Here is a 14,027-nt window from a genome sequence, read left to right as displayed (position 1 = left end):
GAGGGACGCGCAAGGACCCGTCCGGCTGCTAGCGTTTAATCCGGGAGACTGGTCCCATGACACTGGCCCAACACATTTCGTGTGACACGCATGGCGGTGCGCCGCTTCTGCAGGTCGAGGGTATTTCCAAAACATTCTCGGGAGTGAGAGTTCTCAAGGATGTTTCGCTGGTCGCTTATGGCGGCGAGATTCTGGCGCTCATGGGAGAGAACGGGGCCGGTAAATCCACCCTGATGAAAATCCTTTCCGGTGCCTACACGGCAGACCCGGGCGGCGAGATCCGCATTGCAGGCGAGACAGCCAGAATTACAAATCCGGGCTCAGCGCGGGCACTTGGGATCGGCATCATCTATCAGGAACTGGCGCTCGCGCCGAACCTGACCGTTGCCGAAAACATCCATCTGGGTTCAGAGCTTCGCAAGAACGGCATGATCGACCGCGCCGCCATGAACGAGGCCTGTCGGGGTCTGCTCAAGGAACTCGGGGCACCTTTCGGGCCGGAAGACCTGCTCTCAACTATGTCGGTAGCCGAGCAGCAACTTGTCGAGATTGCCCGCGCGCTGCATCGCGATGCCCGTATTCTCGTGCTCGACGAGCCCACCACGGCCCTTTCAGCCCGCGAGACGGATCGTCTGTTTGCGCTCATCCGTCAGCTTCGGGCCAAGGGGCTGGCACTGATCTATATCAGCCATCGCATGGACGAGATTGACGAGCTGGCAGATCGGGTTTCAGTGCTCCGCGATGGTGCCCATGTCGGCACGCTCGAAAAGCATGAGCTCTCTTCCGGGCGTATCGTCAGCCTGATGGTCGGGCGTGATCTGTCGAGCTTTTACGAAAAAGACGGCAATCACATCCGCCATGATGCTGCGCCCATTCTGAAGGTCGAGGGACTGACGGATGGCAAGCGCGTTCAGCCAACCAGTTTCGACCTGCGGCCCGGTGAAGTGCTCGGCATCGCCGGGCTGGTCGGGGCAGGGCGTACCGAACTCGCGCGCCTGATTTTCGGGGCGGATCAGAAGACCGGCGGCACAGTGTGGCTCGACTCCCGCAAGATCGACATCCGTTCACCGCGCGACGCGCTGGCGGCGGGCATTGCGTATCTCACGGAAGATCGCAAGGCGCTCGGGCTTTTTCTGGATATGTCGTGCAGCGGCAACATCAATCTTGGCGTGGTCGAGCGTGACTCCCGTATGGGCGTGCTCGATCAGGGCAAAGGTCGCACACGCGCAACCGGGTCGTTCTCTGCCCTGCGGATCAAGGCACAGAACATGCTCACCAATGTCGGGGGGTTGTCAGGTGGCAACCAGCAGAAGGTCCTGCTTGGCCGCCTGCTCGAAACCGGCCCCAAGGTTCTGATTCTCGACGAGCCGACACGCGGCGTCGATATCGGGGCCAAGACTGAAATATACCGCATCATCAACGATCTGGCTGCCCAGGGTCTCGGGATCATCGTCATCTCCAGCGAGATGGCCGAGATCATCGGCGTCAGTGATCGGGTTCTTGTCATGCGCGAAGGTCACATGACCGGTGAACTTGAAGGCAAGGCCATCACGCAGGAGGCCATCATGTCTCTCGCTGTCGGGCTCGTCTCCCCCTCGCCAATCGCCGCCTAGGATATCATCTCCATGAGCAACACTCTCAACCCGGCGGTGGCGGCCTCACCAGCTGCCCAGCTGAACGCACGCGCCACCACGCGCAGCATCCTTCAGGCAGCGGGCATGCTGCCTGTGCTGATCCTTCTCGCGCTGGGCTTCCATTTCCTGGGTGGTCATCGCTTCCTGTCCGGCCAGAACCTTTCCATCATTGCCCAGCAGGCCTCAATCAACACCGTGCTGGCCTCAGGCATGACCTTTGTCATCCTGACAGGTGGTATCGACCTGTCTGTTGGGTCGATCCTCGCCTTCGCTGCCATGTGCGGACTGATCGTCTCGCTCATGCCGCATCTGGCCTGGCTTGCCGTGCCCGCCTGCCTTGGTGCCGGGCTTCTGATTGGCGTGTTCAATGGTGCGCTAATTGCGGGTGTGAAGATACCGCCTTTCATCGTCACCCTTGGTACGCTGACCGCCGTGCGCGGCCTTGCCCGCCTGATGGGCAATGACCGCACGATCTTCAACCCCGATCTTTCCTTTGCGTGGATCGGTAATGATGGCATCGCCATCACCTCGACCTTCACCATTCCCTGGCTGGCTGTCATCGCCTTTGCCGTCGTGGTGGCAAGCTGGTTCATCCTGCGTCGCACGGTGCTGGGTGTGCATATCTACGCGATTGGCGGCAATCCGTCCGCTGCGCGTCTGGCAGGTATTCGTGTCGGTCTGGTTCTCATGTTCGTCTATGCGGCTTCGGGCCTTCTGGCCGGGCTGGGTGCAGTCATGTCGTCGGCGCGTCTCTACGCAGCGAACGGCCTGCAACTCGGTCAATCCTATGAGCTCGACGCAATTGCCGCAGTCATTCTGGGTGGAACCTCTTTCGTGGGCGGTATCGGTTCGATCTGGGGCACGCTTGTCGGTGCTCTCCTGATTGCCGTGCTCACCAACGGGCTCATCCTGATTGGCGTCTCCGATATCTGGCAGTTCATCGTCAAGGGTCTGGTCATCATTGTGGCCGTGGCACTCGACAGGTTCCGTGCACCGACAGCCCGCACCTGAGCCGCCATTTATTCCACCGGTTCCAGAGTTTGTTTCTCTTCCGTTTCGGATTTTTCAAGATGATCACTCGTACGAAATTTTTCCTCGGTGCTCTCGCTCTCTCCACCGTTCTGGCGGCGCCCGCGGCACGGGCTGATGGCATCAGCAATGTCGGTGTTTCTGTCGGCTCGCTCGGCAATCCCTACTTCGTGGCGCTGGTGAAGGGCGCCACCACACAGCTCAAGAGCATCGCCCCGAGCGCCAGCATCAATGCGTTGTCGGCTGATTACGATCTCAACAAGCAGTTTTCGCAGATGGACAGCTTCGTCACCTCTGGCGTGAATCTGATCTTGCTCAATGGTGTGGATCCGCAGGCCGTCATGCCCGCCGTCAAACGTGTGCAGAAGGCCGGTGCGACCGTCATTGCGGTTGACGTGGCCTCGGCGGGTGTCGATGGCACGGTTCAGACAGATAACGTTGCCGCTGGGCGCATCTCCTGCGAGTATCTGGCCAAGAAAATCGACGGCAAGGGCGAGGTCGCCATCGAAAATGGCCCGCAGGTTTCGTCGATTATCGACCGTGTGAAGGGGTGCAAGGAGGTTCTTGCCAAGTACCCTGATATCAAGATCGTCAGCGACGACCAGAATGGTGGTGCCGAGCGCGATCTCGGGTTCAAGGTGATGCAGGGCTTCCTGGTACGCTTCCCGAACCTGAAGGGTGTGTTCGCGATCAATGACCCCGAGGCAATCGGTGGCGATCTGGCCATTCGCCAGGCCCATCGTCAGGGTATTGTCGTTACCTCTGTCGACGGTGCACCCGATATCGTTTCGTCGCTCAAGGATCCGCGCTCGTCGGTGGTGGCCTCGGCCAGCCAGGATCCTTACCAGATGGGCAAGGACGGCGTTGCGATGGGGCAGGCCATCAAGGATGGCAAGGTTGCCAAGGGTACGGTGCGCCTGATGCCGCCAACCCTGATCACGCGTGACAATGTTGGCAGCTACAAGGGCTGGACTGGCGAGTAAATCGCCTTGCAGCTATCCCCCCGGTGCTGAGGCATCGGGGGAAAGTCTTTTAGTTCTGCTGATTATTGGTTGCGAAGATGCGATAGATCAGCAGCAGGATCATGGCGCCGAATACGGATGCGACAAAACCGGCAGGCTGACCGGGATGATAGAAATGCAGCTTCTGGCCGATCCAGCTCGCCAGCAGCGCACCGGCCACACCAAGAAAGATCGTGATGATAAAACCACCCGGATCACGGCCGGGCATCAGGAATTTCGCGATCAGTCCCACAAAGAAACCGACAATCAGTGTCCAGATCAGATGCATGTCATCTCCTTGATTGGATAGGATAGTCTATCACGTTGCCGTGAGTATCACGAAGCGTTCGTCATGGCACCTGCCACTTGCGTCGCAAGGGTGACAGGTCAATGCGCTACGTTGAGCACCCAGCATCGCGATGTCGGAATATTCTGGTCATTGCGCAGGTCCGGGGGTGTGAGTGCACATAACGCCACGTGGCCGCGCTGGCTCAGCGTCATGACGAGTTCCGGCCGGTTTGTGTCGTTGTGGTGATGGCATACCCCTGGTCGAGCAGGGAGGCGAGAGAGCCGGCAAGCGGCTTCATCGTTGTCGGCACGGCAGGGGCGGAATAGGGTGATTTCACCCCGGACTCAGGAAGAATGCCCGTTGTCTCTGCGGCCTGGGCGATGCCGGGTGCGGCGAGTGACAAAATCAGGGCAGTGTATCGTATCATGATCTGTCCTTTCCAAGATGCGGGCCAAGTGGGCGCCGCTTCAGACAAGGGGCGCAAGGTGCGCCGCACAGGTCATGAACGATGGCAGGACGAGTTTGTTCAGCCGTCGCGCCCGGCCATGCAGTCCAGCCCCCTATAGAGGCGGGACGGACTGCATGGGGAGACTGACTTAGCCGAACGACCCATTGGCATGCATGACCGCCACGCTGATCTCACGCAGCAGGGCAAACAGGCGCGCCATCGGGGCAAAGATTTCTTCATGCTCGCGCGTGAAGCCGTGATCGTCACGTGGGCCGCTCGGCTCGTGGAAGTCCAGATCGGTCACGATACCCGCAGATTGCGGGAAGATTTCCGAAAGACGTTTGAGCACGGCGGGAATTTCGAGCTGAAGCACGAGGCGCAGCAGGGTCTCACGATTGATATCGTTGCGCGGGCTGAAATACGGGATGCGCGTAGCTAACAGCCAGATCTGCCCAATCACGGCATGGCGAATGGCGTGCAGCGTGCGCTCCTGCGCGCTCATCTTGAGCGTGTGGCTCCAGACGGATTCGAGCGCGATATGGTCAGCCTGGATGCGGCGGAACATGGCTGGCAGGCTGCGCCAGAATTCGAGCCCTTCCAGACCATCGGCGAGAACGAGGTGCTGGCTGCGCTGTTCCTCGTTGCGTGCCGAGGCCGCGCGATCAAGCCAGGTGCCGGGGTCCAGCAGGCGCACGATGCCACGCAGGGCGCCGATATCCGAATGGGCCGCAGCCTGGCGGGCAAAGTCGAGCGCAAGGCCGAAGCGACGGCTGCTGCGGGCCAGTTTCTCGAATGTTTCCGGGTGGCGTGATGCAGCCGTACCGAAGCCCTGGAGCACATTGGTCCACCAGCCAAGCTGCTCGAGAATGGCGTTGTTCGGGATGGCGCGAAGCTGGCTGGGATGGGTGATGCGCGTGACACTGATGCCATCGCCCTGACGGGCCGAAGGGCGTGATCCTGATTTGTCGATCAGTGCCGGACCGAACGCACCAAGAAGCCCCGCATAACCCGGATCTTCCACAAGGCTGCTCATGTCGAGCGCGATGGTCGAGAAGAAGTCGGCGGAGAAATCGGGCTCGTCATAAATCGGATCGCGCGCCGTGGAGAGCGGGCGCACAAGATGTTCTGCAAGCGTGGCGATCGTCGAGGCTGCCAGCGGGGCCGTGCCGAACAGGGTATAGCCATCGCCCCCCTGAAAAGCGGCTTCCTCGCGCAGGCGGATACCGGCTTTTGCGAATAGGCCGCGTGTATGATCGGGCGAGAAATAGCTGAGGCGGTCTGATAGGCTGAAAGGATGTGCCCCACGGCCGATGCTCTCGCCATGGGTGTCGAACAGGACGAGTTCGATATCCTGCATGCCGTGCTTTTGCATGAGCGACAGGGTACGCAGGCGAAGGCGTTCGACGAGGTTCGTCGCAGCAAGCTGGCCGATATAGCGGCCCGAATCCGAATAGCCGAATTGCAGGCAGAGACGACCGTTATTGCGGATATACTGGCGCCAGTGCGGCGAGCGGAAAGCCTCTTCCAGAATAATCTCACCATGTTCGAGGGCGCTTTGCGTCTCGAAAAGGGGTGAGATCTGGATCTGCTCGTCGCGAATACCCAGCAGGCGGGCCAGCCAGAGGGTGGCGAGAAGCGTATAGCCGCTTTCTGTTTCGGCAATCAGGAAGCGTATGGGTGTGGCGCTGTCGATGTGTTTGAGGATCTGCGCCATCGTCATCATGAGACGGCCAGCAGAGGACTGCTCCATCATCACCGCGCCGAAATCGACCGGAATCGGTTCCTTGATCCCTTCCAGCGCCTCGTTGATCTGTGACAGCACCAGTCGGCGGCGTGAGGGAATGGTCGGGTCGTCCTCGATGCCGAGGCGATGGCGCACGACGTTATAGATCTGTGTCGCATTGAGACGCGTGTGGATATGCGCAGCACCAAGGCCATGTGCCATGAAGCCCGAGCGTGCGGTCAGCAGGGCGCTGCGCTTTTCCCCATCGATCAGCGCCAGAGCCTCATCGAAAAGGGGGCGCAGCGTCTCGGCGGAAATCAGGGCAGATTCGCGTCGGCTTACCAGCGCCTGCGCAAAGGCGGCGATGGCATTGGCGTCGTGATGCTGCTGGTCAGGGCAGGCAGCCTCCTGCTCCTTGACTGCGCCAAGGGCAACATCGATGCGGGCGACCAATTGCGAGCACTGCGGCAGAAGGGATTCGAGCTGTGTGCGCAGGCGTTCCAGCTGCGTGCGCTTGAGCGCCAACCGGATACGCAGCGTGTCCCACCAATGGATATCACTGCGGCCATCTGTATCGAACCCGACCCAGGTTGCCAGAATCAGGGTGCGGATATCGAGTGTGCCGAGCGTTTCGCCCTGATCTGGCCAACGCTTGCTGGCATGATCGAGAATGGCAGCGTTGAAGATGTCGAGGGCATCGCGGCCGCGCAATATGGCTGTCAGCGCCAGATTCTGCTCGTGCGCGAGGGTCGGGGCCCCTTCGCGCCGATGGGATTTGAGTTCGGGCAGGCGATGGCTCGGCTCGGTCGCCATTTCGACAATGTGACGATAGACATTATCGGCCAGCGCGAAGGTGGGATGTGCGGTGAACACAGCGGCAAAACCGGGGCGCGACAGGCGCGCAACCAGCGCCTCAACGCTGTCGCAACTTTCCACGGTCAGGCGCGCAGCCTCGGCGAGGCGTGCTGCCGGTGTGGTCTCGTCCTTGAGCCCGACATAACTGCGCAGACGAGCCGCACGCTGCTTCAGATTCGCATCACGCAGGACGCGCACCGCGTTTTCAAGCGTGGGAACTGACAGGGCACCGTCGATCAGTTCATCACCGATCTGGCTCGACAGGGTCTCGATCGGGTCGGGCGCGTGACGCTCATGGGCGGCACGGTCCTGAAGCGCCTGCATCTCGCCGGTGAGACGTTCGGCAAAAGCCGCGCCATCTCGCAGGTCCGGCACGGTTTTCGGATCGGCCTTGCTCTCGGGTTTCGGGGCAGGCGTTCCGGAAGAGGCGTGATGCGGCGCGGTATTGGACAAGGCACTCTCGCTTATGTTCAGTTCACGGACTGCGCCCGGTTTTCCATGCCCCAAGAGTGATGGCAATGGTGGATTGCGGGAGGCGCAGGACTTTTTATCCCGCCGGTGATAATCGATCCATCATGCAACAAGCGTTTTCCGAGAATCAGCCGCCAACGCAACGACCTGCCGAACCCGCCACGACCAAGGCCGAGGCGCTCGCCGCGCTCAGGGCGTCCCGCCGTCTGGCGGGCGGGCTGCTGGTCGGAATGGGCGGGCTCATGGTCGTATCGGCCGGGCTGCCGGCCATGGGTCTTGTGAAGGACGGCCTTGTTCTGGAAGTGCTGCGTTCCGGGGCGCGGGCCGGGGTGGTGGGCGGCATTGCCGACTGGTTTGCGGTCACGGCACTGTTTCGCCATCCGCTGGGGCTGCCCATACCGCATACGGCTGTTCTGCCACGTCAGCAGCCCCGTCTGGCACGGGCTCTGGGCCGCTTCGTCTCAACGCAGTTTTTCACTGAGGAGGATGCCGGGCGGGCGCTGGCCTCGGCAGATGTCGCCCGTATTCTGGCCAATCTGTTGCGGCAGCCGCGCACAGCCAACGCCACGGCCTCTGCCCTCCGTCGTAGCGTGCCGGACATGCTGGACCGTCTGGAGGACGGGCGGGCCAGTGCTGCCATTGCCAAAGCACTGCCGGTGCTGGCGCGTGGTGAGGCCTCCATCAACGTCATCACCCGTGCGCTGCGCGCATTGGTTGAGGATGAGCTGCATCAGGAAGTGCTCTCGGCGCTGCTGGAGCGTTTCAAGATTGCCGTGCAGAAACGCGAGACAACGTTGCGCAGCTTCATTGAGGAGCGTGTGCGTGAGCAGGGCGGTCGCATGATTGGCTGGGCCATTGGCCCCTCTGTCGCCAATCGTGTGATCACGGCCCTCTATCTGGAACTCGAGCGGATCGACCCTCAGGATTCCGAGCTGCGCGAGAGTTTCACCAGCTGGATACGTGCCGAGATCGACCGGCTGGAACAGGACCCCGAGCGGCGGGCGCGTTTTGGCGATGCCGTAAGCGGTTATCTTGGGCATGACAGCCTTAAGCTGTGGTGGTCCGAGATATGGCAGCGCTTTCGGACCCTCGCTGAAGATGATCTGGCCTGTGAGAATGGCTGGAGCCGCAGCGTGATCGAGACGGCATTGCAGAGTCTGGCTGACCAGCTTGACCACGACCCCACCATGCGCGCGCGCCTTGAGCAGACGCTGCGGACGACACTTGTGCGCATCCTGCCGTCGCTGCGTGACAAGCTGGCTGCCTATATCGCCTCCGTCATGGAGCGGTGGGACCCGGCGGAACTGTCGGCGCGGCTGGAGCAGCGTGTAGGGCGTGATCTGCAGTATATCCGTATCAACGGGACTCTGGTCGGTTTCGTGGTGGGTGCGGTGCTGGATATGCTCATGCGGCTCTGTTTCGGCCATCTGGGCTGACCCATCGTCCTGCGGTGCAAGGCCTGTGCGGTCACATGTCGCGCGCAGGATGCTCAACCACCTGTTTTATCCGCATGACAAAAGGCGAAAAGGGTTGACGCGGGAGCCTCGGACGCGCATCTGCTAGAAAAATAGCACCATTTAGGTCTTTAATTTCTGTTCATGCGGAACTGATCGAGGGAGCAGGATGCTCAGGTTATCGAAACTCGCTGATTACGCTACGGTTCTGCTCGTGCAGCTTGGCCAACAGGACACGCTCATGACAGCCACTGCGCTCGCGGGTGCGACCGGTGTGCCGGAGCCGACGGTTGCCAAGCTCCTCAAGGGACTGGCAGCAGACGGGCTTGTGGCCTCGCATCGCGGGGCACGCGGCGGCTATCGTCTCGCCCGTTCGCTCTCCGATATCTCGATCGCTGCCGTCATTACGTCGGTCGATGGTCCGATTGCACTCACAGCCTGTGTCGAGGGGCGTGTGTGCGAGGCCAAGTCGCTCTGTTCTCTCTCCTCGGGGCAGTGGGACATGGTGAACACGGCCATTCGCTCGACCCTTGAAGCCATCAATCTGGCGGATATGAGCCGCGCCCATCTCTCGGGCGGCTTCATGCCGGCGTCACGCTGCGTGACGCATGATCACGCCGAAAATCACGACCAGCATCCTGCCAGGGAGGGATGACATGCCAGCCGTAACCGAAACACGCGAAGCCGTCGAAACCCTTGGCCAGTCGACCTATAAATGGGGTTTCGAGACCGAGATCGAGATGGAGTTTGCGCCCAAGGGCCTGAGCGAGGACACGATCCGGTTCATTTCCGCGCGCAAGCAGGAACCTGAATGGATGCTCGAATGGCGCCTTCAGGCTTTTCGCGCCTGGAAGTCCATGGAAGAGCCGAGCTGGCAGAAGCCCCATTATCCTGCCATCGACTATCAGGATGCTTTCTACTTCGCCGAGCCGAAGACGAAACCCGGCCCGAAATCGCTGGAAGAAGTCGATCCCGAGCTGCTGCGGACCTATGAAAAGCTCGGTATCCCGCTGCACGAGCAGGCCATTTTGGCCGGTGTCGAGGGCGCGGGCGAGCCTGAGGCACGCCTGCCCGTAGCGGTCGATGCCGTGTTTGACTCCGTTTCGGTGGTGACGACATTTCGCAAGACTCTGGAAGAGGCTGGCGTGATTTTCTGCCCGATATCGGACGCCATTCGCGAGCATCCCGAGCTGGTGAAGCGCTATCTCGGCTCAGTTGTGCCGGTCAGTGATAACTTTTTCGCTGCGCTCAACTCCGCCGTGTTTACCGATGGCTCGTTTGTCTATGTGCCGGAGGGTGTGCGTTGCCCTATGGAGCTGTCGACCTATTTCCGCATCAATGCCCGCAATACCGGGCAGTTCGAGCGTACGCTGATCATCTGTGAGGACCGGGCGACCGTCTCGTACCTTGAGGGCTGCACCGCGCCGATGCGCGACGAGAACCAGCTTCATGCGGCCGTGGTCGAACTGGTGGCCATGAACGATGCCACCATCAAGTACTCGACGGTGCAGAACTGGTATCCCGGCGACGAGAACGGCAAGGGCGGCATCTATAATTTCGTGACCAAACGTGGCGCCTGCCGCGGTCGCAATGCCAAGATCTCCTGGACACAGGTCGAGACCGGCTCTGCCATTACATGGAAATATCCTTCCTGCATTCTGGCGGGTGAGGGCTCAGTTGGCGAGTTCTACTCCGTGGCCGTGACCAATAACCGCCAGCAGGCTGACACGGGCACGAAGATGATCCATCTGGCGCCGAATACGCGCTCGACCATCATCGCCAAGACCATCTCGGCCGGACATTCGGACAGCACCTATCGTGGACTGGTGCGCATGATGCCCAAGGCACGTGGTGCCCGTAATTTCACGCAGTGCGACAGCCTGCTGATCGGTGATCAGTGTGGCGCGCATACCGTGCCCTATATCGAGAACCGCAACATGACGGCCCGTGTCGAGCATGAGGCGACCACCTCGAAAATTTCCGAGGACCAGCTGTTCTATTGCCGGTCCCGTGGCCTGTCGGAAGAAGATGCGGTGGGTCTGATCGTCAACGGGTTCTGCAAGGATGTCCTGAAGGAACTCCCCATGGAGTTTGCAGTGGAAGCACAGAAGCTCCTGCAACTCAGTCTTGAAGGTAGCGTCGGGTAAAGAGCCGCAACATGAATGATTTTCTGAAAATTTCCGGTCTCTGTGCGCAGATCGACGACAACGGAACCCCCAAGGAGATTCTGCGCGGTCTGGATCTCGAAGTACCCAAGGGCGAAATCCACGCCATCATGGGGCCCAACGGATCGGGCAAGTCGACCCTGTCCTATGTGCTGGCCGGGCGTGACGATTACGAAGTCACGGGTGGCAGCGCCTCCTTCCAGGGCGAGGATCTGCTGGCCCTCGAGCCGGAAGAGCGTGCAGCCCTTGGTCTGTTCCTCGCCTTTCAGGCACCGGTGGAACTGCCGGGCGTCAATAACGCGAATTTCCTTCGCACGGCTGTGAATGCCGTCCGTCGCGCCCGCAAGGAAGACGAGCTGGATACTGTGGGCTTCCTGAAGGCGGTTCGCGTAGAAACCAAGCACCTGCACATGTCGGACGACATGCTCAAGCGTAACGTGAATGTCGGCTTCTCGGGCGGCGAGAAGAAGCGCAACGAAGTGCTTCAGATGCGTATGCTGCGCCCGAAATTCGCGATCCTCGACGAAACCGATAGTGGCCTTGATATCGATGCCCTGCGTATCGTGGCCGAGGGCGTCAACAGCCTGCGCGGGCCTGATTTCTCGGCGCTGATCATCACCCATCATCAGCGTTTGCTGGATTATATCCAGCCGGATCGTGTGCATGTCATGGCCAAGGGACGCATCATCCATAGCGGTGGCGCAGAAGTGGCGCTCGCACTGGAAGCCCAGGGTTATCAGCAATATCTCGAGGCGGTGGCATGAGCGACGTCGCAGCCTTGTCGCCTGCGGTCGGGTCGTTTCTGACACGTGCCCATGAGGGTGAAGCCCGCGCGCTGCTGGCGCAGCAGGGCCTGCCCCAGCGTCGTGCAGAAGCGTGGCGCTATACGCCGCTTCGTGAGATTGAAAAAACGAGCTTCGACGCGCCAAAGCCCGTGTCGCTCGGTGATGCGGAAGCGCTCCTCGCTAGTCTGGCACCTGAAGCGCGCACCGGGAATCGCGTTGTCTTCATCAATGGGTCGCTGGTTTCCGGGCTGACACGCCTGCCTGAGGGTGTTGTCATCACAAGCGACGTGGCATCGCTGGTGGCCGATCGGCCTTTGAGCGTGCTCAACAACGCCTTGCGTCAGCCCGGTCTATCGCTGGTTGTGCCGGAGAACGTTGAGGCCGGTCAGGTCTGCCTCGTTTCGCTGGTGACGACCGATACGCCGGTCTCGACCCATCTTGCGCATCAGGTCACGCTCGAGGCCGGGGCTTCGCTGACCCTGCTCGACATCCAGTCGGGCGAGGGGGGCTATCTCGCCAATCCGAGCCTTACGGTGTCGGTCGCGGAAAAAGCGCATCTGACCCATCTGCGTGTTCAGCAGGACAGCCTTGAGGCCACTAACCTGGCTTTCGTCAATGCCTGCGTGGCTGAGCATGGAACGTATGACAGCTTCACCCTGACGCTGGGGGCCAGGCTCTCGCGTCATGAGGTGCTGGCGCATCTGGCTGGAAAGCATGCAGTGGTGCATGTGAATGCGGCCCAGCTTCTGGCAGGCGCGCAGCATGCCGATCTTACCTCGGTCATCACCCATGCCGCACCCGATTGCAATTCGCGCCAGACCGTCAAGAACGTGCTCATGGATGCGGCTCATGGCGTGTTCCAGGGCAAGATCCACGTTCATCGTGTTGCTCAGAAAACCGATGGCTATCAGATGAATCAGGCGCTTCTCCTTTCGGAGAAGGCCCAGATTGACAGCAAGCCCGAGCTGGAAATCTATGCGGATGACGTGAAGTGCAGCCATGGCGCGACCGTTGGTGCGCTTGATGACGAGCAGCTTTTCTATCTGCGCGCGCGCGGCATCCCCTATGCGGAAGCACGGGCTATTCTCGTGCGCGCCTTCCTGCTGGATGCGCTGTCTCTCGTGACTGACGAGGCGGCTCATGCCCTGCTTGACCAGCGCGTGGATACCTGGTGGCAAAAAAGAGAGGGATGATGTCCTCAATCGACATGCTCGACCGTTTTGCTGCCCTGCGCAGCCGGTTTCCGATCCTGTCCGAGACGGTTCATGGCCGCCCGCTGGTCTTTCTGGACAGCGCGGCGTCGTCGCAGAAACCGGATTGCGTGATCGAGGCCATGATGCACGCGATGCAGCATCAATACGCGAATATTCATCGCGGGCTGCACTGGATGAGCGAGCGTACGACCGAAGCCTATGAATCGGTGCGTACGCAGGTCGCGCGTTTTCTGAACGCGCCCGACCGTCATGAGGTCATCTTTACGCGCAACAGCACCGAGGCCATCAATCTCGTTGCTCATTCCTATGGCGCCTTGCTCAAGCCGCGTCAGGCGGTGCTGATTTCGGAACTCGAGCATCACTCCAATCTCGTGCCGTGGCAGATGCTGCGTGACCGCGCCGGGATCGAATTGCGCGTTGCCCCCATTACCGAAACCGGCGATCTCGATCTCGATGCCTATGAATCCCTGCTGGCCGATGGCCGCGTCGGGCTTGTGGCCATCACGCATATGTCCAACGTTCTGGGCACGCTGACACCTGCTAAGACACTCGCGCGTTTGGCCCATCAATACGGGGCGAAGATCCTGCTCGACGGGTCACAATCGGCCGTGCATCGCGCGATCGACGTGCAGGATCTGGACGCTGACTTCTTCGTTTGCACAGGACACAAGCTCTACGGCCCGACCGGGATTGGTGTGCTCTGGGCACGCAGCGAATTGCTCAATGCCATGCCTCCATTCCTTGGTGGCGGCGAAATGATCGAGACGGTGAGTTTCGCGAAATCGAGCTGGGCCGCTATTCCGCACAAGTTCGAGGCGGGAACGCCCCCTATCATCGAGGTGATCGGGCTTGGCGCTGCGCTCTCGTTTATGGAAGAGCTGGGTGCTGCATCCATTGCCGCCCATGAAAATGCGCTTGTGGCCTATACGCGTGACGTGCTGGGTGGCAGCGAAGGCGTG

Annotated in this window: 12 protein-coding genes; 9 read left to right on the top strand and 3 right to left on the bottom strand. The window is 60.7% G+C overall.

Annotated elements, in window-relative coordinates; all coding sequences use genetic code 11:
• Positions 1–56 precede the first annotated feature (56 nt).
• From P792_RS22520 to P792_RS22510, 3 genes are read left to right on the top strand one after another with little or no spacing between them, the layout of a single operon-like run.
• Positions 57–1,613, top strand: a complete 1,557-nt coding sequence (locus P792_RS22520) for a sugar ABC transporter ATP-binding protein (RefSeq protein ID WP_023977512.1) — start codon at positions 57–59, stop codon at positions 1,611–1,613.
• Positions 1,614–1,625: 12 nt separating this feature from the next.
• Positions 1,626–2,645, top strand: coding sequence for an ABC transporter permease subunit (locus P792_RS22515; RefSeq protein WP_023977511.1), 1,020 nt, complete (start codon positions 1,626–1,628; stop codon positions 2,643–2,645).
• A 59-nt stretch (positions 2,646–2,704) separates the two neighbouring features.
• The gene (locus tag P792_RS22510; protein WP_023977510.1) at positions 2,705–3,646 is read left to right on the top strand and encodes an ABC transporter substrate-binding protein; all 942 of its coding nucleotides are present in this window, start codon (positions 2,705–2,707) and stop codon (positions 3,644–3,646) included.
• A 49-nt stretch (positions 3,647–3,695) separates the two neighbouring features.
• Here P792_RS22510 and P792_RS22505 read toward each other — a convergent pair whose 3' ends face one another.
• The 3 genes from P792_RS22505 to P792_RS22495 all read right to left on the bottom strand — a co-directional run bounded on the left by P792_RS22505 (position 3,696) and on the right by P792_RS22495 (position 7,303).
• A complete protein-coding gene (locus tag P792_RS22505) occupies positions 3,696–3,953 on the bottom strand; it encodes a GlsB/YeaQ/YmgE family stress response membrane protein (RefSeq protein WP_023977509.1) in 258 nt (85 codons plus the stop codon).
• A 208-nt stretch (positions 3,954–4,161) separates the two neighbouring features.
• Positions 4,162–4,380 carry a hypothetical protein gene (locus P792_RS22500; RefSeq protein ID WP_023977508.1) on the bottom strand — a complete coding sequence of 73 codons (219 nt, stop codon included), beginning with the start codon at positions 4,378–4,380 and terminating at the stop codon, positions 4,162–4,164.
• A gap of 169 nt (positions 4,381–4,549) precedes the next feature.
• Entirely contained in the window at positions 4,550–7,303 is a 2,754-nt protein-coding gene (locus P792_RS22495; protein ID WP_051395786.1) for a phosphoenolpyruvate carboxylase, read from the bottom strand.
• Positions 7,304–7,554: 251 nt separating this feature from the next.
• Between P792_RS22495 and P792_RS22490 the strand changes: the two genes are divergently transcribed.
• From P792_RS22490 to P792_RS22465, 6 genes are all read left to right on the top strand, one after another.
• Complete coding sequence (locus tag P792_RS22490; protein ID WP_035439216.1) at positions 7,555–8,886, top strand: DUF445 domain-containing protein; 1,332 nt, start codon at positions 7,555–7,557, stop codon at positions 8,884–8,886.
• Positions 8,887–9,073: 187 nt separating this feature from the next.
• Positions 9,074–9,559, top strand: coding sequence for an SUF system Fe-S cluster assembly regulator (locus tag P792_RS22485; protein ID WP_023977505.1), 486 nt, complete (start codon positions 9,074–9,076; stop codon positions 9,557–9,559).
• Position 9,560: 1 nt separating this feature from the next.
• Positions 9,561–11,051, top strand: coding sequence for a Fe-S cluster assembly protein SufB (gene sufB, locus P792_RS22480; RefSeq protein WP_023977504.1), 1,491 nt, complete (start codon positions 9,561–9,563; stop codon positions 11,049–11,051).
• Positions 11,052–11,062: 11 nt separating this feature from the next.
• A complete protein-coding gene (gene sufC, locus P792_RS22475) occupies positions 11,063–11,833 on the top strand; it encodes a Fe-S cluster assembly ATPase SufC (RefSeq protein WP_023977503.1) in 771 nt (256 codons plus the stop codon).
• Positions 11,830–13,047 (top strand): Fe-S cluster assembly protein SufD, encoded by a 1,218-nt coding sequence (gene sufD, locus P792_RS22470; RefSeq protein WP_023977502.1) that lies wholly within the window; start codon positions 11,830–11,832, stop codon positions 13,045–13,047. Before sufC ends, sufD begins: the two co-directional genes overlap by 4 nt.
• A partial coding sequence (locus tag P792_RS22465; RefSeq protein WP_369794193.1) for an aminotransferase class V-fold PLP-dependent enzyme occupies positions 13,044–14,027 on the top strand: 984 nt, incomplete at its 3' end. The genes sufD and P792_RS22465, both read left to right, overlap by 4 nt.

It is taken from the genome of Asaia sp. SF2.1 (genome assembly GCF_000505765.1).
GTDB classification, from domain to species: Bacteria; Pseudomonadota; Alphaproteobacteria; order Acetobacterales; family Acetobacteraceae; genus Asaia; species Asaia bogorensis.
The sequence above is the reverse complement of the archived record's forward strand: the minus strand, read 5'-3'. Positions and strand labels throughout refer to the sequence as shown.